General features: G+C 43.8%; 16 protein-coding genes and 1 riboswitch. Of the genes, 7 read left to right on the forward strand and 9 right to left on the reverse strand.

Translation table 11 applies throughout. The features are described 5' to 3' along the window. Window positions 1-195: 195 nt before the first annotated feature. The 6 genes from MHB56_RS25140 to MHB56_RS25165 all read right to left on the reverse strand — a co-directional run bounded on the left by MHB56_RS25140 (window position 196) and on the right by MHB56_RS25165 (window position 6,807). Window positions 196-765, reverse strand: coding sequence for a YdeI/OmpD-associated family protein (locus tag MHB56_RS25140; protein ID WP_341144138.1), 570 nt, complete (start codon window positions 763-765; stop codon window positions 196-198). A gap of 56 nt (window positions 766-821) precedes the next feature. Beyond that, window positions 822-1,337, reverse strand: a complete 516-nt coding sequence (locus MHB56_RS25145) for a DinB family protein (RefSeq protein ID WP_076130596.1) — start codon at window positions 1,335-1,337, stop codon at window positions 822-824. Window positions 1,338-1,420: 83 nt separating this feature from the next. Next, window positions 1,421-2,332: a helix-turn-helix transcriptional regulator gene (locus MHB56_RS25150; protein ID WP_341144139.1), complete on the reverse strand. Its 912-nt coding sequence runs from the start codon at window positions 2,330-2,332 to the stop codon at window positions 1,421-1,423. Between the two features lie 142 nt (window positions 2,333-2,474). After that, entirely contained in the window at window positions 2,475-3,650 is a 1,176-nt protein-coding gene (locus MHB56_RS25155) for a KamA family radical SAM protein (protein WP_445667755.1), read from the reverse strand. Window positions 3,651-3,782: 132 nt separating this feature from the next. Next, window positions 3,783-3,926, reverse strand: a riboswitch (cyclic di-AMP (ydaO/yuaA leader). 48 nt (window positions 3,927-3,974) lie between these two features. Then, entirely contained in the window at window positions 3,975-5,642 is a 1,668-nt protein-coding gene (locus MHB56_RS25160; RefSeq protein WP_341144141.1) for an AraC family transcriptional regulator, read from the reverse strand. Between the two features lie 139 nt (window positions 5,643-5,781). Next, window positions 5,782-6,807, reverse strand: a complete 1,026-nt coding sequence (locus MHB56_RS25165; RefSeq protein ID WP_341144142.1) for an ABC transporter substrate-binding protein — start codon at window positions 6,805-6,807, stop codon at window positions 5,782-5,784. Window positions 6,808-7,333: 526 nt separating this feature from the next. Between MHB56_RS25165 and MHB56_RS25170 the strand changes: the two genes are divergently transcribed. Together MHB56_RS25170 and MHB56_RS25175 are read left to right on the forward strand one after the other, a co-directional pair. Continuing rightward, window positions 7,334-7,996 (forward strand): HAD family hydrolase, encoded by a 663-nt coding sequence (locus MHB56_RS25170; RefSeq protein WP_076130591.1) that lies wholly within the window; start codon window positions 7,334-7,336, stop codon window positions 7,994-7,996. 42 nt (window positions 7,997-8,038) lie between these two features. Further along, window positions 8,039-9,244 (forward strand): mannitol-1-phosphate 5-dehydrogenase, encoded by a 1,206-nt coding sequence (locus tag MHB56_RS25175; protein ID WP_248547992.1) that lies wholly within the window; start codon window positions 8,039-8,041, stop codon window positions 9,242-9,244. A gap of 91 nt (window positions 9,245-9,335) precedes the next feature. Here the strand turns inward: MHB56_RS25175 and MHB56_RS25180 are convergent, their stop codons facing one another. Further along, a complete protein-coding gene (locus MHB56_RS25180; RefSeq protein ID WP_341144143.1) occupies window positions 9,336-10,796 on the reverse strand; it encodes an alpha-L-fucosidase in 1,461 nt (486 codons plus the stop codon). A gap of 120 nt (window positions 10,797-10,916) precedes the next feature. Here MHB56_RS25180 and MHB56_RS25185 point away from each other — a divergent pair, with 120 nt between their 5' ends. Next, window positions 10,917-11,747: an AraC family transcriptional regulator gene (locus MHB56_RS25185; protein WP_341144144.1), complete on the forward strand. Its 831-nt coding sequence runs from the start codon at window positions 10,917-10,919 to the stop codon at window positions 11,745-11,747. Between the two features lie 66 nt (window positions 11,748-11,813). Here MHB56_RS25185 and MHB56_RS25190 read toward each other — a convergent pair whose 3' ends face one another. Next, window positions 11,814-14,924: a glycoside hydrolase family 2 TIM barrel-domain containing protein gene (locus MHB56_RS25190; protein WP_341144145.1), complete on the reverse strand. Its 3,111-nt coding sequence runs from the start codon at window positions 14,922-14,924 to the stop codon at window positions 11,814-11,816. A 120-nt stretch (window positions 14,925-15,044) separates the two neighbouring features. Between MHB56_RS25190 and MHB56_RS25195 the strand changes: the two genes are divergently transcribed. Both MHB56_RS25195 and MHB56_RS25200 read left to right on the forward strand, forming a co-directional pair. Next, window positions 15,045-15,869 carry an AraC family transcriptional regulator gene (locus MHB56_RS25195; RefSeq protein ID WP_076143215.1) on the forward strand — a complete coding sequence of 275 codons (825 nt, stop codon included), beginning with the start codon at window positions 15,045-15,047 and terminating at the stop codon, window positions 15,867-15,869. 167 nt (window positions 15,870-16,036) lie between these two features. Continuing rightward, window positions 16,037-16,942, forward strand: coding sequence for a hypothetical protein (locus MHB56_RS25200; RefSeq protein WP_076133480.1), 906 nt, complete (start codon window positions 16,037-16,039; stop codon window positions 16,940-16,942). 47 nt (window positions 16,943-16,989) lie between these two features. Here the strand turns inward: MHB56_RS25200 and MHB56_RS25205 are convergent, their stop codons facing one another. Continuing rightward, window positions 16,990-17,859, reverse strand: a complete 870-nt coding sequence (locus tag MHB56_RS25205; protein ID WP_341144146.1) for an AraC family transcriptional regulator — start codon at window positions 17,857-17,859, stop codon at window positions 16,990-16,992. A 137-nt stretch (window positions 17,860-17,996) separates the two neighbouring features. On the opposite strand from MHB56_RS25205, the gene MHB56_RS25210 reads away from it, so the two are divergent. Next, a complete protein-coding gene (locus tag MHB56_RS25210) occupies window positions 17,997-20,663 on the forward strand; it encodes a family 78 glycoside hydrolase catalytic domain (protein WP_341144147.1) in 2,667 nt (888 codons plus the stop codon). Window positions 20,664-20,835: 172 nt separating this feature from the next. Then, on the forward strand, window positions 20,836-23,217 hold the full coding sequence (locus MHB56_RS25215) for an alpha-L-arabinofuranosidase C-terminal domain-containing protein (protein WP_341144148.1): 2,382 nt from the start codon (window positions 20,836-20,838) through the stop codon (window positions 23,215-23,217). Window positions 23,218-23,243: the final 26 nt, after the last annotated feature.

The following is a 23,243-nucleotide window of genomic DNA, read 5'->3' on the forward strand; positions in this document are numbered from 1 at the left end:
ATAAGCAGGAAAATCCGCCATTTGGAGTATTATCGGACCACATAGCTCCTAATGGCGGAAAAATCACCGTATAAGAGCCTGTTTCTAAGGAATAGCTGCACTGGGGTCCGATAAGTTGCTGAAAAGGCGATTAATTAGTAAATAGCGTCATTGGGGTCCGAAAGCCACAGCAGGAGATCGTGCATCTAGCGCAGCTTAATAATCTAGCAGACGTCCATTATCATGCCATTGCCCGTACATTTTATTTTCTTTAGTGTTTGCTATGAATTTGTCTAATTTACTCTTAAATAAATCTGGCTGATGTTTATTGCTTTGGATCGTGTCGATCCGAACTCTTTTATAAAGGGCTGGAAAGGCCGTGAAATTCTCATATACTTGCCTGTCCTCTTTTAGCCGTTGCTCTATAATCTTATCTACTATAAAAGAATCAGGGTTCATATCAGGAAGTATCCGTTTTCCTTCAGCACTCATTAACCCCAGCTTTTCGAGGCGGCGGACACGCTCTTTATTCAATTCAGTCCAAGAGCTTCTTTTGCTTCGGGGAGAGAGTCTTTGCGCCAGCTCCGTTTCCGAAATTTTCTTTTTCACTCCATCGATCCATCCAAAACACAAACATTCCTCAACTACGTCCAAATATAGCAACGTTTCTGGGTTTGGCGTCATACTAACGAGTACCCAACAAGATTGTTCAGTCTTACAATTCTCCTGCAGCCAAACTCTTAAATCTTCTCTCGTTTTTACTGTAATTAGATTTTTAATCTCCATAATTAAAATACAATTTCCTTTCTAGGTATGGAGTGGAGCGTCTTGCCCATCCGAGATTAAATTGCTTTTGCAGGAACCTGATACCAAAAAAGAGCATAGTCATTCATGGTGGAAGCATGGCCTAACTGCCGTAACATAGTAGATACATTGCCTCTATGATAAGTCCCGTGATTGGCGACTTGCAACACAATTTCTGATAGGCGTGTTTGGCGGATTCCGGCGAATGGATTGTCAAGCAGAATGGTTTGCTCCAAATCGGATTGGTTGTGTAACCATGCTTTGTATTGTTCTGATAGCTGGGCAAAGATATTTACGTATTCATCCACAGAATCTAGAATGCTCAAATTTAGCGGGATACTTTGTTGAAAAGCCTCTGGCATGGCAGTGCCTGTTAATACAAGATACCACATCGTATCAACCGCATAGATATGGCTAAGGGCATGAGCGATGGTGGGAAATGAGCTGTTCACTTCTTGACTTAGCACAGAAGGCGGGAGTTCCTTGATTCTCCCCAGGATAGTTTGGTTTGCCCATGTGTGGTATTTAAACATTTCTACTGGATAATTTGTCATTCGTACATTCTCCTTTTGAATGGTCATGGATTTGTTTTTTGTTACTGTAGTTAATATAAAAGAAGAAGTATGACATCAGACTGTCATACTTCTTCATAAAGTTTGAGTGTGTTTTGAAGCTGCTCTTTTAAAATACCTCGCAATGCAGGGGGTTCGAGGACTTCGGCCCCGCTGCCGAAACTCAGCAGAATGGACCAAAGCCAACGAGCTTCCAATGGCTTATACACAGGAATTCGCATCGTCATGCTTTTATCGGAATGAAATTCCTTGTCGACTAGATGAAACTGATCCAAAGCTTCTGCCAAAGCCTCAGGGCCCACCCGGATTACTATTTCCTCCACCTGATCTGCCCTGTTTGAACAGCCAGCCTCTTTGGGTACCTCATGTTGCGAATGAAAGGTATCCTGCGTCAGGAACAAATTCAGCATCCGGGAAAGTCGGAACTCCCGATAGTCCTGCCGAGCCCGGCAATAACCATAGATGTACCAGTTGCTATATTTAAAATGAAGCTTTACTGGTTCCATTTCACGGGTTGTACGTTCATTTTTTACACTGATGTAATCAAAACGGACAACATTTCGTTCCGATATAGCCGCACGTAAAAGAGGAAGTGCGTCAGGATCCGTACGCCGGGTTTCAAGATCCACCGCGAGACTAGAGGTCTGTGGCTCCGTTCCAATCGTTTGCAGCCGTTCAATGGTTCCTTGCGTATGCTCATCTTCAAACACGGAAGAAAGACTGTTCAGTACAGTAATCAGAGAAGTGACATCATACGAACGGAGCAGGCTTTTATCCATTTTATATCCGTCCATAATGCCATATCCACCTTTAGTTCCCTGATACGATACGACCGGGATGCCAGCGGCACAAATCACATCGATATCTCTATAGATTGTTCGCTGGGAAACCTGAAACTCTTCAGCCAGCTTGGAGGCAGATAAAACTTCGTGGTTCAATAGCTTGTAGATCATAGAAATCAATCGTTCCAATTTCATGTGTGCATTCCCACCCATTAGTCCATTTCGTGTTACAGCGTGATTATATCATAGATTTTTTCGGGCTAATTTTGGGCGGGAGGAGTTTTGTTGTTGGTGATGAAGAAATATCCTATGACAGAGTCTGACAGAGCTGATTAATCTATTTACAGATTAAATCCGCAGGCTCGCCAGATAAATCATTAACAGAAATAATAGCATCGTTTTTTTTCACAGGTGGGGTCCAATATTGCACATTCCCAGGCAGGTCATCGAACCATTCGGCGTCCTTTGGACAATCTAGAATCATAAATTTTCCGTATTCCTGATCTCTGGATTGATGGTATTTGAGATAGGCTTTTCCGTTATCAATGGCGAGAATTTCTATTTTTCCTGAGGTGTGGCTCATGGATAAGCGTACTCTTTTGCCAAGTCCTGAGGTTCTGGCTTTGGCTTCTTCTACAATTTGATAGACTTGCTCGAGCGGTAATACGAAATCTCGGTTTCCGGCTACGGGCCGGTTCACAAAGAAGTAGTAGGGTGTAACGCCAGCCCATGAAAGCCGGTCCAGTAGTTCCCCTAAAATAACGGGATCATCGTTGATGCCTTTGAGGATGGGGGTCTGATTTACGACAATTGCCCCTGCGTTGTGGAGAGCTTTAAATGCTTTTTTGGCTTCAGGTGTGATTTCACGAGGATGATTGATGTGCGCCATAACATAGATTCGTTTGTCTTCGGTAGAGTAAGTACGAATCAGCTCCAGCAGCTCTTCGTCTTCAGAGATCCGCATCGGATTAAATACGGGAATTTTGGAACCCAGTCTAATGATCTTAACATGCTCAATGCTTCTTAGATTTTCAATAATGGATCTTAGCTTCGGTGTGGAGAGAATTAAACTGTCCCCGCCCGTAAGAAGTACGTTGTTAATCTCCGGATTATTTGCGATATACTCCAAACCCGGAGAGACATCAGCCATCGCCTCTTTCACGTCATTTCGGAACAGACGCTTACGGAAACAGTAGCGGCAATAAGCCCCGCAGACCTCGGATACAATCAGTAGTGCAGTGGTTCTATACTTGTGCTGACAACCAGGTACCACATAATTCGTGTCCTCATCGGAGGCGTCCCAGCGCCCATACTCCAGCAGTTCACCTTCGTTAGGAATAACCAGCTTACGGATGGGATCATTTGGATCATCCCAGTTAATTAAAGACAGATAGTAGTCATTTACACGAAAAACAAACTTGTCCGTAATTTCTTTCAGATTCTCTTTTTCCAGCTCAGACAACATAGCTATTTTGTTAATATCCGTGAAGTACTTTACCTTTTGCACGTACATCTCTCCTTTGTCTCGTAGTGTGAGAAATGAGGGAGCCTTAGTGTCAAAGGCCAATCTACTGCCAGCAGGGTCCAAAAAAAGCACAAAAAGAGACCCTTAGCAAGGGTCTCTGGTTATGTAAATAACATGAAAAGCAGACCCATCCACTGCTGACGAGGTTAGCTGACGGACTCGGGTAAGATGGTACCCTACATTCTAATGCTCAATGATTCGCCCCAATTAACTGGTTCCCCCGCTTTTCAACTGTAAAAGTTGGAAATTAAGCGTAGATAAAGTATACCCTATGAAGTTTTGAAAAGTCAAAAGACAATCCTAGATTCACCTTTAATTGCTAGCGCTACTTCCGCCGAGTAGTTTAGGCAACAGCGTTAGCAGCTTCTCCCGGGTTAACGCATCACTAGAGTTCCATTTGCTTCCGTCGAGCAGATAAACATGTCCCTGACGTACTGCCGGGAGATTGTTCCAAAGTGAACTGTCTAGTAATCGTTCCATCGCAGCTCGCGAGTCTTTGCGTTCCGGAATGAGCATGAAGATATGATCTCCGGCGTAGGCAGGCAGTCGTGTTGGATCAACTTCGGCGAACCCTAACTCTTCGTCCAATATGGCCTGGATCTCTTCGGTCGGTTGTAAACCACAAGGGGCATAAAGCGCAGTGGAGAATCCGGACATTCCCATAGCATACAGATGATCCCCATGATCATAGACCAAAGCAGAGGCGGTTTCTCCAACTTGGAGGGTTGTCGTGTAAAGCTGCTGCCACATGGCAGCGTTTTTGATTGTGAATGACTCCAGCCATGCTTCGGCTTCGCGCTGTTTACCTAGCCAACTGCCTAATGTCCGCATTCGGTTGTCGAGAGATGCAAATGAATCAAAGGTGAGTGTCGGAGCGATACCAGAAACTGCTCTGTAGGCTCTTTCATCACTATTTGCCAAAATGATCAAATCTGGGTTTAGGGAAGCGGTCAACTGCGGGTCCAGTGGAAACCCGACGTTGGCGAGCTTCTTAAGCCGATGTTTATAGACGCTGTTCCGGGCGAACGCTTCATCTCCACCGATAGGCTTTACACCTAACGCGAGAAGGTCGCCAAGTGTCTCGCCATGATAGACAATACGTTTCGCTCGTTCAGGAATTTCCACCTCATGACCCGTCCAATCCTTGACGGTAAGCTTACGACCTTGCTGATGTGCATATTGTCCGGGTGTAACTCCGGTTTTTTGCCGAAAGCGGCGGCTGAAATAGTATTCATCCGAGAAGCCGACCAGTCTGGCGATTTCCCGCAGTGGTTCAGTCGATTCCTGCAGGAATCGTTTGGAATGATTAATGCGCAGATCCGTCAGGTATTCAAGCGGCTTTTTACCCGTAAGCTGCTGAAAGATCGGTGTATATTGCCAGATTGATATTCCCGCCAGTTCAGCTAACTGCTTCACGGTGATACTCTCTGTATAATGCTCCTGAATGAATGTTATGGTCTTTTCTACGGATTCCGTAGGACTTGGCAGGTGTTTGGAAGGGTAATTATGCTCAAAAAGTAGCAGCAGCAATTCTTGGAATTTTAATTGTCGCTTGAATTGTTGTACATCATCGGTGTTATTCCTGTTCATGAGCAGGTCTTCGACTAGTCGGATTACCTTGGTGAACGGGTGCACAATTAACTCCCGTCTGCCGGAAAGCAGCTCTCCAGAATATCGTTTAGGATGCTCGGTTGTATAAATTGCTGTAAAGGTGATGAGGTAATAATACAACGTCAGCTCCTGGTTGTTCGTACTATAGGAGATTCCAGGAGATAGTAGATAACATTTATCCGTACTTAGTATCACGCTTTGATCATCGAGGTTCAATTGTCCGTTCCCTCCAGTAAATATGAGAAGGGTATAGTCCTGGGTTGTACGCGTCATAGAGCTTGAATCGGCAGCTTGAATCATCAGTTCGGCCTCGTTTAGTTGAAATAGCAGAGAGTGGAGTGGGGGGCAGGACGATGATGTATGCAGCATGGGTTCAGCCTCCGTTCATTTGGTGAGAATGATTATCAATGAATTCATTGTATATAAAAAAAAGAAGCATATCAACAGCTGTTGACATGCTTCTTGCAGTTTTTTATCAGCCTTGTGTTAAACTCTTCATCACAGAAGGTTATTTCATATTCAATAGCTGTGGAATTTCGCCAAGCAGCCATTCTCTTGTTGTCGCATCACTTGAAGTCTTCATGATGTCTTGTGTATAGACATATCCGTTCTTGACGGCAGGAAGGCTCTTCCAGATAGGGCTCTTTAATAGATTCTCTGTGGATTGTTTTGCTTCTTCTGCCACTGGAGTCAAGAGGAATATCCGGTCTCCGGCATATTCTTTCAGGACTTCCATGGATACTTCCTGGAACCCTTTACCTTCATCAAGGATCGTCTGAATAGCTGGAGTTGCCTTGAAGCCATTCTCCCCATAGAGTACCTGTGAAAGTCCGGTTGCTGCCATTATAAACAGTCTGTCTCCTGGATAATAAGTGAAGACCGCAGCCGTTTCGCCCTCTTTCATGCCTGCGGATTTCAATTGCTTCCACATGTTCTCTTCAGCGGTTTTATACTGCGCAAGCCATGCTTCTGCTTCAGTCGTTTTCCCAACAATTCCACCAATGTCCAGCATACGTTCCTGGAGTGGGGCAAAGGTATCAAATATTATAGTGGGTGCAATTTTGGAGAGCTGTTCGAAATCAGCTTCATCTGTGCCCGCATAGATGATCAGGTCAGGCTGAAGCTCCAATGTTTTTTCCAGATTGATAGGGAAGCCTACATCCTCCACACCTTGTAATTGATCTTCAAAAACCTGGCCTTCACCCATAGAAAGAGGATAACCTACCGCCTGCACACCAAGTGCGAGCAAATCGCCATAAGTTTCTCCAGAATAGATAATTCGCTGTGGATTCACCGGAATCTCTACAGTATGCCCTATGTAATCTGTATAGGAGCGGGTAGTCGCTGCTGCTTCATCTGTACTGCTATCTGAGGGTTCTGCTAAAGGTACCGCGGTTGCAGCGGAAGAGTTCCCGGTTGCGTTCACCGTACTATTGGCAGAGGATTGTTCCTTTGAGTTTCCGCACGCCAGTAGCAATGTACTCAGCAAAAATAGTACACATACCACAGCGAAGGACTGTCGTACCTTGTTCATATCTTATTGCCTCCCTATTATATGTAACGACCACCAATAATGATAATCATTCTCGATTAAAATATATCATAAATTAAAGCCTCTTTTTACTCAATGGACAAAAAATAACCCCGTAATTTGATTTGTACAATCAAGTAAAAAGGTTGTGTTTAAAATTATTTTGAATTATTTTTAGCTGCTTGGAAAAATACTCTAAATAACAGCAATCGAGAGAAAGAGAGGGAGCTTGTCTTCATAATAAACTTGGCAAAGGAATCCCTTGAAGCACATAGGATTGTGGTGTTTTTTTGAATCTGATTACTGTTATGTATTAAGAAGTTCAGGTGATGAAAAAATCCAGGTTTGTCCACATTGATTGTAATCGTTATCATTACGTGGCATGTTATCTACCGTGCTTGACGTCAGTAGAAGGGCTTTGTTATGGTTTTTATAGTCAAACGCAAGCCGAAATAGCTTTTTGTAGAATATGCAGAAGGTTTTGCGTAAGATATTCTAACCAAACATAATACGAGGGAGATGGTTGATTGTGATCAAAGGAATTATTTTTGATTTTGACGGAACGATTATCGACACGGAGACTGCTTGGTACACCGCATTTAACGAGGCTTATGCAGAATATGGAGTGGATCTGACGCTTGAACAATATTCCACCTGCATCGGCACGAGCTTGAACAGTTTTAATCCTTATGAATATTTAATGACTGATCTTAAGCTAGCGATTGACAAAGAAGAGTTCAGTAAGGCTGTTAAACAGAGACACAGCAAACTTATGGAGCTTGAAACAATACGACCAGGCATTCAGCATTATCTTGATTCCGCCAAAGCAGCTGGACTGCGCGTAGGGCTGGCCTCAAGTTCTTCACTGGAATGGGTGGAAAAATATCTGAATCAATTGGGTATTCGCGAGTATTTCGAATGTGTTCGGACTGCCGACCATGTGGCAAAAGTGAAACCAGATCCCGAGCTATATAACCAAACGTTAGCTTGTCTTGGAATCACAGCTGATGAGGCGGTTGCTATCGAGGATTCACCGAATGGATCTAAGGCAGCGGCAGCAGCTGGCATCCGTTGCATTGTGACGCCTAACGAAATTACTAATTTTCTTGAATTCGATAAGCAGCACCATAAAATTGATAATCTAAGTCTTCTTGAATTTGATCATGTAGTTACTCAACGTTGCTTCGTATAGAGAAACCGAGAAACTAAGTTCAAATTAAAGGGGGATACCAAATTGAGAGCCGTACATTTTGGAGCAGGTAATATTGGCAGAGGTTTTATTGGGCCTATGTTGTCGGACTCCGGTTACAATGTTTGTTTCGTCGGAAGAAATAAGAGTAAAATTGCCCAATTGCAAAAACGTGGGCAATATCCTGTCACCCTAGCTAACAAGAACCGGGACAGCTTTATTGTTGATAATGTTACTGCAATCAATCTGAATGATACTGAGGACGTTACTAGAGCTATAGCAGAAGCTGAAATTGTGACAACTGCCGTCGGAATATCCGCTTTAAAAGATATTGCTGAGACCATTGCGCAGGGCATCGAACGAAGGCTTGAAAATAGCAGAAATCTCAACCCTCTTCATATCATTGCCTGTGAGAATGGGATTGGAAGCAGTCAGAAGTTGAAAAAATCAGTTTATCGGCATATGAAGCAATCCTTCAAGGAACTTGCCGACCGCAATGTCGCTTTTCCCAATGCGATGGTGGACCGGATTGTACCTATGCAGAAAAATACAGATTCACTTGAAATCCTCGTTGAACCCTTCAGTGAGTGGGTTATTCCCCGCAGTGGAATGATTGGTAATTACAATGAAATTAAAGGCGTCCATTATGTGGATTCGCTGGCGCCATACCTCGAACGGAAGCTATATACTGTGAATACAGGTCATTGCAGTGCAGCCTATTTTGGATACCTGGAAGGTTATACTAGCATTCAAGAAGCGATGTCTGATCCCGAAATCAGAGTTCGTGTTCACGGGGTGCTTAAGGAAACAGGGGCCTTATTGGTGCATTTATATGGCTTCAAGCCCATAGAACATGACCGGTATATAGAAAAGATGATGGAACGATTCACTAACCCCAACTTTAACGATAAAATTACACGTGTCGCCCGCTCCCCGCTTCGCAAGCTTTCACCTAATGATCGACTCGTAAAACCGGCAATGCTTGCTCATGAACTTGGTTTTGAGACCTCACATTTAGTCTCAGCTATTGCCTCTGCACTTTATTTTGATCATGAAAAAGATCCAGAAGCCTTACAGCTTCAAGCGGACATCCGAAACCACGGGCTAAGTGAAGTCATTGCTGCACAACTAAAAATCCCCAGGGAGCATCCGCTTCATGGTCGTATTATTTTGGAGTCCAACAAATTACGCGCGAGATATCCTCATAGGACTAGAATGAAGACAATAAACGTCAGGGTACCCTACTTTTAATATAAATCGATGGTTATAAAACTATAAAAGAGTGTTCTCTGCTGGATGGGCAAGAACACTCTTTTTATAGGTTACGAAGGTCTGTAAGTCTCTAATCCAATTCAATCCGCAGAACAACCGGAGTCTCACTGCGAACCGAGGTCGTTTTTATAACCAAGGCTTCATCGGTTCTTTCCCATGCAGGTTGTTCCTCAAAACCTAAGATTTTGATCTGTTTAATCATCCCATGGAAGTGCGCAGCGTTTTCTTTAAGGGATTTGATTTGCACTATACCGTTGTTTGGATAGACAAGAACAGTAGCGTAAAGATAACTGCCTTTTACCGTAAAGCGGATATCTTCATTAGTGAAAATTTTCGTGATCCCATCTGTAAACTGACCTTCAACGATCTCTGTAGGGCCTTCCCCGAAGGTGCGCCAGTAGGTCGTATCATAGATTGCTTCACCATTCACCTTTAGCCATTCTCCGATGCCAAGCAGAATCTCCTGATCCTGAGCTGGAATGCTGCCGTCCGCTTTAGGGCCTATATTCAGCAGCAAGTTGCCGTTTTTGCTTACGATATCTACTAAATCTCTGATAATTTCTACGGCAGATTTATAATCATTTTCCGGTGTATAACACCATGAATTTTTAGCTACTGCTGTATCCGTTTGCCAGAAATAAGGTTTAAGCTCGGAGAAATGACCTCTCTCAATATCTGGGATCGCTGAGCCAAACATGAAGGCATCATGCTTATAATTGATTGCAACCGGAGTTCCCCATTCCTCTCCCTTATTGTAATAGTAAGCGGCGAACTTTTTGAGATAGGGTTTGAAGGCAGCTGTATGAATCCACCAGTCAAAGTAAAAGATTTTCGGCTGATAATTGTCTACCAGCTCGCAGCAGCGAATCAACCAATCCTCCAGAAATTCTTGATTAGGTGGGGAGCCGAATAAATCGTGATGATCGGGTTCGGGCATAGATGGCCAATAGAAATCTCCACATACAAGCGGTTCATGGATATCGGAATCAAATTCCTTGCCATGAGACAGGAAGAACCAGTGCTCAGCTCTATGGGAAGATACACAAAACTCTAATCCCTGCTGCTCAAAAGCGTCTTTCATTTCCCCGACTAAATCCCGCTTAGGACCCATCTCATATGTGTTATAGTGAGAGTAAGCGCTCTTATACATTTGAAAGCCGTCATGGTGCTCTGCAACAGGCATCACGTATTTGGCACCAGATAATTTGAAGAGATTGGCCCATTCCTCAGCATTGAAATGCTCAGCCTTGAACAAGGGGATGAAGTCTTTATAACCAAAGGTTTTATGCTCGCCATAGGTAGCAAGATGATGTTCATATTCCCGCGAACCCTGGATATACATATTTCGGGGATACCACTCATTGGCGAAAGCCGGAATAGAATAAAGGCCCCAATGAATGAAAATACCAAACTTAGCGTTCTCATACCACGTAGGCACTTGAAATTCACTTAGTGAATCCCAATCGGCTTTGAATCTTCCAGTTGCGATCGTATCTTCGATTACTTTTAAATATTTGCTTTTATCCACCATTTTGCAATCATCCTTTCAAACGTTTATTTCTTCTTCATTCTAGTGATTAGATGTGGGAATCAAAATGTAGGACATTAACTTTTAGATGTACAAAACTAACCTGATAAGGCGGAGTAAGGGATGGATAACCATGTTTTGCTTACAAATTATTTATCCAATTTAAAGGTTGATTTAATTATGGCTGATTACAATCTTTGTGGCCGTGACTGGAAAGATCTTGACTACACACCTGACTATAGTAAATTTTATTTTATTTGCGATGGGGAGGGTTGGTTAAAGATTGGAGATCGAGAATATTATCCGAAGCCTGGTCAGCTTTTTTTGATGCCTGAGGGAGTTAAGCAATCTTATTCTTGCATAAGTGATCAACCCTTTGAGAAGTATTGGTGCCATTTCAGCGCAAAAGTCGGAGACATTAATCTATTCAAAATGTTAGAGTTAAGTCATGTATGCAGAGAAGTAGATCCTCATGTAATCCAAAAGATTTTCAGCAGCCTAACGAGTCATATGAAATCTGATGCGGTGTATGCTCATTTATTAGCCAAAAGTAAGTTAATGGAGTTATTCTCTTATTTTATTATGAACATAGATGTAGATGATATCACCTTTAAGAATCTGAGCTCGATCGAAAAATTAACGAAAGTATTAACGTACATAGACGCTCATATCGAGCGAAATATCACCATACACGAGCTTGCCGAGATTGCGTACATGCATCCCAACTATTTTATCCGGCTATTTAAACAGCAAATCGGAGTTCCACCCATTCAGTATATCACCCGAAAAAAGATAACTAAGGCCAAGGAGCTATTGAGGGGGACGCAAAGTTCTGTCGGTGAGATTGCCCATGATCTTGGTTTTAGCGATCTCTATTATTTCTCCAAACAGTTCAAAAAAAATGTAGGTTTAAGCCCTTCGGAATTCAGACAAGGAACAGTAGCTGTGAAATAAATAGAAGAAGGCCGTCCTGTGTGGTAGAAACCAACCAGAGACGGCCTTTTTTATAAGTGGAAGAGATTAGAGCAGTGAGACAGTGAAACGGAAGATGTACGGGCGATTAGCCGGCAGAGTGAACTCTTCGTGAGTTGGTGCGCCCCAGCTGTCGTCCCCGCCAACACCCATTTGCTTGTAGTTAACTCTTAGTACGCTTTTGTTCGAGACTGGCAATTTATAGACGTGGTCATGGGCTTCCAGTTCTTCAGGCTTCCAAGGCAGGGCATTAACTTCGATAGGCGTTGCACTTTCAAAATAGAATCCTGTTCCATCGTTGCTCTCTGTAATTGAAGCGAATCTGACATCAGTCTTGTTGCCGCACTCTTGAGGTTTGAGATAAGGTGTGAATTGATCACTGACCTTACCAGTGTAACGTCCAAGTGGGGCTCCGGTTTGTCTATCCCAATAATTCTCATGAGGTCCGCGGCCGTACCATGACAGGGTATCAAGACTTCCATCTAGAACGAACATCATTCCGAACTCAGGGATTTCTGGCAGAACGCTGCTGCCCGGATTCAGTTCTTGCGTGATCTCTAAAGTCCCGTCAGCGCGAATCACATACTGGACCCGAAGCGTGGAATCCGGACTTGTAGCCAGAAGGTAGCTGGCAGAGACGAAACAGAGAGAGCCTTCGGTTCTAAATGTAAAGCTGATTAAGTGTTGTTTATGCGATGCCTGCTTCCATACTGCACACCGCTGTGGCAATTTATTACCACAATCATTATCAGTGACTGCTCTCCAGAAGTTAGCTCTTACAGGTTCAAGCAGACGTTCTTTGCCTGAGGAACGATAAGAGTTCAGAGCACCCGTAGTGGTACTAAAGCTCAGTTCGAAATTATCACCTTGTACATTCAAAACATTCTCAAGCTCGCTGACACGCAGTGGTTCTGCGATTGTCTTTGAGGTATTGGTTACAAAACGGGGTGACAGAATGAACTGTTCCCAAGCGATTTCGTGATTGGCTTCTGCCCATATAGTAGCTGAAGGCTGAATAAAGGAAAGATTCAGAACTGCTTCATGATTGCCACGCAGTGAATCCAGCTCGTAAGGAACTTTGCATGAAATGTTCTCACCTGGTGCACATGAGATCTTCAGCAAGCCTTCTTGTGCAGTTACTCCGTCTAAACGAACTTCCCATTTGAGATCGTATTCCTTTAAGTTGGTAAATAAGAAGGAATTGCGAATCTGGAAGAGTCCTTCTAGGATATTTTCAGCCGTTACTTTAATATTTTGATAACATTTTTTGACCTCAAAGAGCTTAGGAGTAACCGTACGATCAGCAAAAAGCAATCCGTTGCCACTAAAGTTGCCATCATGAGGCGATTCACCAAAGTCCCCGCCATAAGCGAGATATTCAATTCCCTCGGAGGTGTGGGTCCGAATGGCTTGATCTACCCAATCCCAAATGAATGCACCTTGAACAATATCATATTTGTCGAACAAGTCACAGTATAAGTGCAGCCCACCGCATGAATTGCCCATGGCATGACTGTATTCGCAGAGGATATAAGGCTTTTTCGGATTATTAAGCGCATATTTTTCAACATCCTGCGGTTTAATGTACATAGTAGATTCTATGTCACTTGCTGCTTCCGATTCTCTACAGTGGAAGATTCCCTCATAATGAACCGGCCGCGAAGGATCGATTTCTCTCAGGTAGTCGTGCATAGCGATAAAATTGTCGCCTCCGAAAGATTCATTGCCGAGAGACCAAATGATGACTGAAGGGTGGTTTTTATCCCTTTGCATCATGGAGTTGCAGCGGTCAATGACATTGGCCCGCCATTCCGGTTTGCTTCCAGGGACATTCCCGTCATTCAACCCTTCTTGGCTGTATGCCCAGGTGCCGTGAGTTTCCAGATTAGTTTCGTCAATCACATATAATCCGTATTCATCACATAACTCGTACCAGACAGACTGATTCGGGTAATGGGAGGTTCGAACAGCATTAATATTATGTGTTTTCATTAATTGGATGTCGCGCAGCATATCTTCTTTGGCTAAAGCACGACCTGTGTCGCAAGAGAATTCGTGGCGATTGACACCTTTGAGTACGATTCTTTTGCCATTGATCTTCATAAGTCCGTCTTTAATCTCGAACTTGCGGAATCCAACCTTACAGCTGACCGTTTCTTGTGTATGCCCGTTGCTGTCATTTATAGACAGAACTAAGGTATAAAGATAAGGGGTTTCAGCACTCCATTTAAAAGGCTGCTCAACCGGGGCAGAAAGCTTGAGTTGTTGAACGCCTTCTTGCTCAAAGGAACCCGTAGCGGAGATAGGAGTCTCCCAAACAGGCTGGCCCTCTTTATTGTAAAGCTGCATTTGCAGTGTATATGGGCTTTGCTCGTTAAAATAATTTTCCACCTTGATATCTACATTTAAATCCGCATGTACGAAGTTTTCATCCAGATCTGTGTGGACGAAATAATCAGCAATATGAACGGAAGGAGCAGAATAAAGATAGACTTCCCGAAAAATACCGCTCAGGCGCCAGAAATCCTGATCCTCTAGCCAGCTGGCATCACACCAACGATAAACCTCGACAGCTAGTTTGTTGTCCCCTGCCACTAAATATGGGGTGATATCGAATTCTGATGGAGTAAATGTATCTTCACAGTACCCGACAAGTTCACCGTTTACCCAGACGTAGAAAGCGGATTCAACACCCTGAAAGCTTAGGTATACCGGTTGACCGTTCCAAGACTCAGGTACAGTAAAGGTTCGTAGATAAGAGCCTACTGGATTATATTTTGTTGGGGCAAAGGGGGCTTTAAGCTCTGGCTCGGATTCCGCCCAAGGATACCGGAGATTTGTATATTGTGGGTAGTCGTAACCTTGGAACTGCCAGTGGGACGGTACAGGAATTGTATCCCAAGTACTGCAATCAAAATCGGTTTTATAGAAATCCACAATTCGTTGATCCGGTGTTTCGGAAAAAGCGAATTTCCAAAGCCCATTGAGGGTTTGGTAGAAAGGTGAGGTTTCTTTATCGTTAGTTAGCGCTTGGGATAAGCTACGGTAAGGGATCATGGAGGCATGTGCATCCAATCGATTCAATTCAAAAGTCTCTGGGTTGTTATTCCATTCCGGATAACCGTTAGCAGGTGGCTGGTAGACAAACTTTGCTCGCATGAGTTGATCTCCTTTATAATCATTGTAATGTTATTATATTCATATTATAAGTTGAAGTAATGTTAGGATAAATAAAAGAATTTTAGTCCCAGATAACAAAATATGAAACGAGGACTTTTTATGGAGAGCAAAATTATTTTTTGCCAAACAGAAGATGTAATCATGCTGCCGCTTTATGCTACAACCCTTGGATTTTGGGAGCATCAGCCAGAAACTATACGTCCTGCAGGCTTTCCAGACTATCAAATACATCAGATTCACGAAGGTAAGGGAGAGCTTATCATTCATGAGAACCGATATCTCGTGGGTCCAGGTGATGTGTTCTTTTTGTTCCCGGATATTCCTCATTCGTATGCCCCTATCAGTGGGAAGGAATGGAAGGTATCATGGGTCTCGTTCAATGGCAGAGAGGTTGGTCAAATGCTGCTCTATGCGGGCATCCGCGAGTCTGGTCCTGCTAGATTAAAAGAAGATCAATGGCTCAATCCTCTAAAGCAAATCCTTATGCTGCCAGATAGCAATGAGCTGGAGACTAATTTGGCACGATCTAAACATCTTTACGCATTGCTTCTGGATTTAAAAAGAAAGCTAGTATCGCCTCTGAATGAGGCACATGAATTGGAGCGAATCAAACCGGTGCTGCGTTATATAGAGAGCAATCTGCATAGGACGCTTCCTTTAAAGGAGCTGGCGGAGATTATTTCTGTATCGCCACAGTATTTATGCAGGCTTTTTCAAAAAACAATTCATGATCGACCTGTAACCTATATCAATAAGCAACGTATCAATTTGAGTAAACAGCTTATGTTTAATGGACGCGATAAAAAAATGTATGAAATTGCCCAGCTAGTGGGCTTTGATAATGCTAGTTACTTTTGTTTGGTGTTTAAAAGATTGACAGGGATGAGTCCTGAGCAATTTAAGCAGCTGCATGGTTTGGATTAGATAAACGCTTACTTGTTACCGTCTAGCACAACATGATATAGTTTACTTGAGTTCCTGCGATGTTTTTTTTGCGGCTTAGCCCATACTTTTACTGCCACAAGAATTCAATACATAGAACCAAATTAACAATCTGAAATGACGAAAAGCATCAGGAAGGAGACATCATTTTGAATGAGAAGCTAAAGCAAGCCTATGAGCGTTTGAACTTGCCTGAAGACGTTACCCGGGAGGAATTGAACAAAAGGTTAGATATTCATTTGAAACGCCGTCGATCGAATTCTACTGAAGATGAGGTCGCAGCTTATGAAGAGGAATTCCGCGCTTACAAAACCATCCTAGATGGCTTGGATCAGAAGGAGATTCAGGAAGCAGAGGACAAGCGGCTGGAGAAGTGGGGAGCCATGTCCGGCGTAGCACGAAAATCGGAGAATTTCTTTCGACTCTACAAAACGCACACTATTATTTCTATTATCGTGCTGCTGGTAGTTATCTTTGGGGGGAAAGCGCTCTATGATCAATGGCAGGAAAGAAAATATGAAGCTACGCTTCCACCGGTAGATGTTCGAATCATGTTCCTAGGCAACTATGAATCTCAGGACTCGTCAGGTAAGAATGAAGAGCTAAAACAAGAAATTATCAATCGTTACCCGGCTTGGAAGAGAGTGGAGGCAGAAATCGTTTATCTACCCTCAACAGGTGGGACGGACGGTGGAGCCTTGGATATGAGCTATATGCAGCGGGCTATGGCGATGCTGGCAGCCGATCATCCGGATATCCTCATTATGGATGATGCTACTTTTGAATGGATTGGCCAGCAGTCGGGACTGCAAAATCTGGAGTCGTTTATTAAATCCGCAGGACTTCCTCTTGATGATAACCGTTTGAAACGTATGACTAACCCGGAGAGTGGTCAAGAGCTGATTACTGGCATAGATATCACAGATACGGATTTTGCTACAGAACTCCCTATCCATTCAAACCAGATGATCATCGGAACGTTAGGACAAGATGACAGTAAGACTAAATCAACTGATTTTGTTGAGTTTTTACTTAAACAGATCACTAATCAATAAATTAATAGGGCCGATGTTGTATGGATGTTCATACGACATCGGCTTTTTTATGATCTGTAGAGCTTGCGGTACGCGATGGGTGTCTGGCCGACTATTTTTTTGAATACAGCGTTAAAGGAGTCGATGTCACGGTAACCAACTAGCTCGGCAATCATATTAATTTTATGTCCAGAAGTACGCAGCAATTCACAGCTTTTATGCATTCGCAGATTCTTCAAGTAGGTCCCAAAGGACTGGCCAGTATGCTTGTGGAACATGCGCTGAAGATGCCTGCTGCTCCACTGTGAAATACGGGCTAATTCGGCAAGTGTAATCTTCTCCGACAGATTATGCTCTAGGTATTGAATTACTTGCGTGAAGTCTGCCATATCCATCGTAGATTTGTCATCTTCTCCGTATTTTTGCCTGTACACTGCTATGATTAATTGACTCAGCAGGGTGTAAAGCATTGTTTTGGAGCCCATACCGGATACCGACATTTCATGATATAAATTCAGCATTAAGCGCTCAATCGAGCCATCTCGATCTGAGACGGAAAAGTAAGATGAACTGCTACTCCCAAGAGTGGCTAGGTGCTCCCGGATAGATGGCTCTTGAAGGACGATATTTAATTGCTCCACCATTTGCATATCAAAAAGGCAATTATAGACGATCAGGCGATTCCCTAAAGTATCAGAAGATGCTGGACGGAACACATGGGGAGCACCTACAGGAATCACAAACAGCATTCCTTTTCTAACGGGAAAGATCTCATTTTCAAGGTGATGAAAACCTCTTCCTTCAGCTACATAGCAATACTCAATAAATTCATGTGCATGAAAAGGGGCATGGAAGTTCTCTGAATAGCGGTTAACCAGCAGATGCAGATCGTTTTGAAAAAAGACTTCATTTTTGAACAACTCGGTGGTTCGTTGCATATTGAATTCCCCCTTCCAGATTCATGGCATGATTGCAGGGATATGATGTCCTTATTACCGGGTGATGAAAGCGGTAACGCAGCTATAATTATAGGGCAAAGACTAATTTGTCGCTATAGAAGGAGGTTTTTATCTATATGTTCGCAATCACTAAGCTTCGTTGTGAGTACAAAGAAAATCCGCTAGGAATTGATGTGATCGTACCCAGAATCAGTTGGCAGTTAGTTTCAGATGACAGGGATTGCATGCAGTCTGCTTATCAAATTCAAGTGGCTGAGAATATGCTTTTTCAAGGCAAGCTATGGGATACAGAGGAAGTAAAGTCTTCTCAATCGATCCATGTTGAGCTTGAAGGTCTGCTGCTGGAAGCTCGCACGCGTTACTATTATCGGGTTCGGGCATGGAATCAGAATGCAACAGACTCGGGTTGGTCTGAGGTTGCATTTTTTGAAACCGGACTATTAGATGCAGGGAATTGGCAGGCGGAGTGGATCAGCGCTCCTACAGCCTCTTTTTCACAAGATTCTGAGATTTGCCCACAGCTTCGTACATTCGTGGATGTAAAAGGTCCAGTGGAAAGTGCAAGGATTTATGCTACTGCTTTGGGCTTGTATGAACTGCAGCTGAACGGAAGTCGGGTGGGAGATCATTATTTTACTCCAGGCTGGACCAGTTACAGTAAACGGCTGCAATATCAAACTTATGATGTCACAAAGCTTCTGCATGAAGGTGCGAATGCGTTAGGCGCACTGTTGGGCAATGGCTGGTACAGAGGTTTTTTGGGCTGGGATAATCAAAAGGAAATTTATGGATCAAAGACTTCACTTCTGCTGGAGCTTCATATCCGGTACGCAGACGGTTCAAATGAGCTTATTAGCTCAGATCAGAATTGGCAGGCTGCAAAAAGCGCAATTATGATGTCTGAAATTTATAATGGTGAAACCTATGATGCTCGGTTGGAGCTGGATATCACCGATCCTTCATCAGAAGGTTGGCATCCAGTGGAGATTATTAATTATTCCAAAGCGATCATCGTTGCTCAGGAAAATGTGCCAGTGACACAAGTTGAAACCTTGAAGCCGATTGCACTGCTGACTACCCCGCAGGGAGATAGAGTGCTGGACATGGGCCAGAACATGGTAGGGTGGTTAAAATTTAATTTAAAAGGTCAATCTGGTCAGGCGGTAGAACTTCAGCATGCTGAAATATTAGACCGGAACGGAAATTTCTACACGGAGAATATGCGTAAAGCGAAACAGTGCATCCGCTATACTCTGAAAGGTGGGGAGCAAGAGACGTATGAACCACACTTCACTTTCCAAGGTTTTCGGTATGTGAAGCTTAGTGGGTTCTCAGCAGATCTTCAACTAGAGGATTTCACAGGAATTGTGATGCACTCCAATATGGAACGTACGGGTGATTTTCAGTGCTCAGATCCACTTGTGAATCAACTGCATCACAATATCCTGTGGGGGCAAAAAGGGAATTTCCTCGATGTGCCCACTGATTGTCCACAGCGTGATGAGCGGCTCGGCTGGACGGGGGATGCTCAGATGTTTGTCCGCACAGCCTCTTATTTGATGAATACGGCACCATTCTTTACGAAATGGCTGCGGGATTTGAAGGCAGACCAAACCCCTGAGGGCGGCATTCCGTTTTTTATTCCAGAGCTGAGAGCAGCGCCTCCTGGCGACGGAGATACTAACCATTCTTCTGCGGCCTGGGGAGATGCAGCTACGATCTGTCCATGGACAATCTATGAAATGTATGGCGACAAAAGGCTGCTTGCAGAGCAATACGAGAGCATGAAGCAATGGATTTCTTATATTTATGCACAGGGAAGCAATCCTTATCTATGGAATACTGGGTTTCATTTCGGCGATTGGTTGGCGCTTGATTCCAAGCCAGACAGCTATGTAGGAGCTACAGATCGGGATTATGTCGCCACCGCTTTTTATGCCTATTCTGTTTCTCTGACTTTGAAAGCGGCAATAGCCTTAGAAAAATCGGAGGACGTGGACTATTATAGTGAGCTGCACGCCAAAATTATAAAAGCATTCAGTGATGAGTTCATAACACCTGCGGGAAGGTTGTCCGTCTCTACACAGACTGCACAGATATTAGCTTTACGTTTCGATCTTGTAGAAGGGGTCGCCAAAGAACGTGCAATTCAGAAGCTCACTGAGCTGCTTGCTGAAGCTAAGGATCATCTGACTACAGGATTCGTGGGCACACCTTATCTGAATCCTGTGCTCAGCGAGATTGGAAATAATGAACTCGCGTATAAGCTTCTTTTTCAAAAGGATTATCCATCCTGGCTGTATCAGGTGACGAAAGGTGCGACGACGATTTGGGAGCATTGGGATGGGATCAAGGAGGACGGCAGCTTCTGGAGTGCAGATATGAATTCTTTCAATCATTACGCCTATGGCGCAATAGGTGAATGGTTGTATCGTTACGTTGCAGGAATTGGAACAGATGAGTTGGAGCCTGGCTTCAAAATCGTTCATATCAAGCCACAGCCAGGCCCCGGTCTGGATTACGCAGAAGCTAGTCTTGAAACCATGTACGGAAAAGTGGAGTCAGCGTGGCGGCGATCAGAGGATAATGGAATGGTGATCCAAGTTACGATTCCTGCCAATACCAACGGTATTGTCGTTCTGCCTGGAGCCAATCAACTAGGGTTATTAGAAAATGGAGTCCCTGTGAAGCAGTCCAGAGGCGTGCACAGCATCAGCTTGGTCGATAACGGAGTGAGACTCGAAATAGGTTCGGGCAGCTATCAATTTACGTATTCTTTTTAACCTATACTAGGGGGCTTCCTAGTGTGAACTGACATCGAGGGTTATTCGGTGTCAGTTTTTCGTTTTCGAATTGACGAATGTAGAGAGGAGTTATTATAATGATTTATATTGATATGAACTAAGTAATATAAATATAAATTAAATTGGAATTTACAAGGAGGAAGACAAAAGAATGAAGACAGAAGGAAAATTGACGATACATACGCAGCAGCGGGGGGCGGAGTTAGGCGATCTATTCGGTATCTTCTTCGAGGATTTGAATCATGCGGCCGATGGTGGGCTTTACGCTGAGCTAGTTCAGAACCGATCTTTTGAATTCGACCCGATTGACCGGGCAGATTATCATGCGCTGATGGCTTGGGAGCCTGTAGAACGTGGAGATGGAAAGGTAAATATCTCTGTAGAAGACAGCAAGCCCTTAAATGATCGTAACCAACATTATGTTGCCATCGATATTGTGACTGAAGGTGACGGCGTAGGCCTGATGAATCTAGGCTTTAACAGTGGTATTCCGGTAAAAGAAGGCGAGAATTATAACTTCTCGGTGTATGCCCGCCGGGAGACAAGCTTTGATGTACCGCTTACCGTAAACATCGAAAGCACAGACGGCACCATTCTTGGTGAAGTGGAAATAGCCGTAAGCAGCTCTGAATGGACCCGATATGAAGCCGTTATTACAGCTAATAGCACTGACACAAGCAGTCGTCTTGTAATCGTTACCAAAGGTAACGGGAAGGTATATCTGGATATGGTTTCCCTGTTTCCTGAGAAGACCTTTAAGAATAGACCCGGAGGCATGCGTGAAGATATTTCGCTGCTGCTCGCTGATTTAAAACCTAAATTTATGCGGTTCCCAGGAGGATGTCTGGTGCATGACGGTTCCTTGGATCCAGATGACAGAGACTCCATGTACAGATGGAAGAATACGATTGGGGATGTTGCACAAAGACCGGCAAGACGCAATAACTGGTCATATAATCAGACGCTTGGGTTAGGTTATTATGAATATTTTCAGTTCTGTGAGGATATTGGAGCTAAGCCGATCCCCGTTCTTCCGGGCGGCTATGACCCGCATCATAAACGGATGGTACCGCTGGATGAATTAACGCCTTGGATTGAGGATGCTTTGGATTTAATTGAATTCGCCAAGGGGGATTCTTCCACGAAGTGGGGAGGCATTCGTGCAGAACTGGGGCACCCCGAGCCTTTTGGGCTGGAGTATGTCGGCATTGGGAATGAAGAGGTAGGTGCACCCTTTTTCGAGAGATATCCTTACTTTCATCAAGCCATCAAAGCAAAATATCCGGAAATCAAGGTCATTAATTCTAGCGGCCCGTTCTCTGCCGGTCAGGAATATGAACGGGGCTGGACGTCGGCAAAAGAAAACAAGTCGGACCTTGTAGACGAGCATTATTACTGTACACCTGAATGGTTCCTGGCTAATCATCATCGTTATGATGACTTCAAAGCGGATGAACCAAAGGTATTCCTCGGTGAATATGCTTCATGGGGCAATACCTATTACAATGCATTGGTGGAAGCAGCATTTATGACAGGTCTGCAAAATAATGCGCATGCCGTTGGCTTAGCTTGTTATGCTCCAATGCTCTGCAATGTGGATTATATCAACTGGAAGCCGGACCTGATCTGGTTCAATAATCATGAAGTGTACGGAACGGCAAACTATTATGTGCAAAAGTTATTCATGAACCATCAGGGAGATCATTTGCTGAAGATGGAAGCAGATGGCTTCACGGCACCGAAGGAAAGCAGAAAGGAAGCGATCACTGGAGCCGTCAGTTTCGGTGTGGATGCTTCCGCTGCTCGTTTCTCCGAGATCACATTAGTCAACAATCTTACGGGAGAAGTGAAGACGTATTCTGACTTATCAGAGGAGGTTTCAAATCTGCCTGACCCTGCTCAGAACAGAACGGCTAATCGGACACTAGAGCTTGGTGAGACAGAGTGGGAAAACTATACTTTGCATTTTAAGGCTACACGATCTGCAGGAAATAAAGGGTTTATCTTCTATTTTGGTAAAGCGGATGATCAGAATCATTTGTACTGGGAGCTGGGTGGCTGGCAGAATCAGGATTCGATTGTGGCCTCAATTATCAACGGAAGAAATTCTGTTCTGACGCATGCTATGTTTACGGTTGAAACAGATGTAGAATACGATCTTAAGTTAGAAGTAGTGGGCAGACAGATCCGTACTTTTATTAACGGAGAACTGGTGAATGAGACAGAAGATAAACTTCCGGTCATCGAACCGCTGTATTACACGGCAAGTGTGGAAGACTTAACGGGGGATATTATCCTCAAGACAGTAAACGTACAAGAGAATAGTGTTTCTGCTGAGGTTGCACTGGAATCTTTGGCAAAAGAAGCACTGACCATCGAAGTCTATGAAATGTCGGGATACCAGCTTGAGGACGAAAATAACTTCGAGAATAAGCAGCAGGTCTCTCCCAAACAAACCAGCTTTAAGACAGAAGGAAGCAGCTTTAGTTATGAGTTTCCGAAGCAATCCGTGACAATTTTCAGAATAAAATAACGAAGACGCCCCCATGAATCTATGGC

This window comes from Paenibacillus sp. FSL H8-0315 (assembly GCF_038005365.1).
Lineage (GTDB): Bacteria > Bacillota > Bacilli > Paenibacillales > Paenibacillaceae > Paenibacillus_AQ > Paenibacillus_AQ odorifer.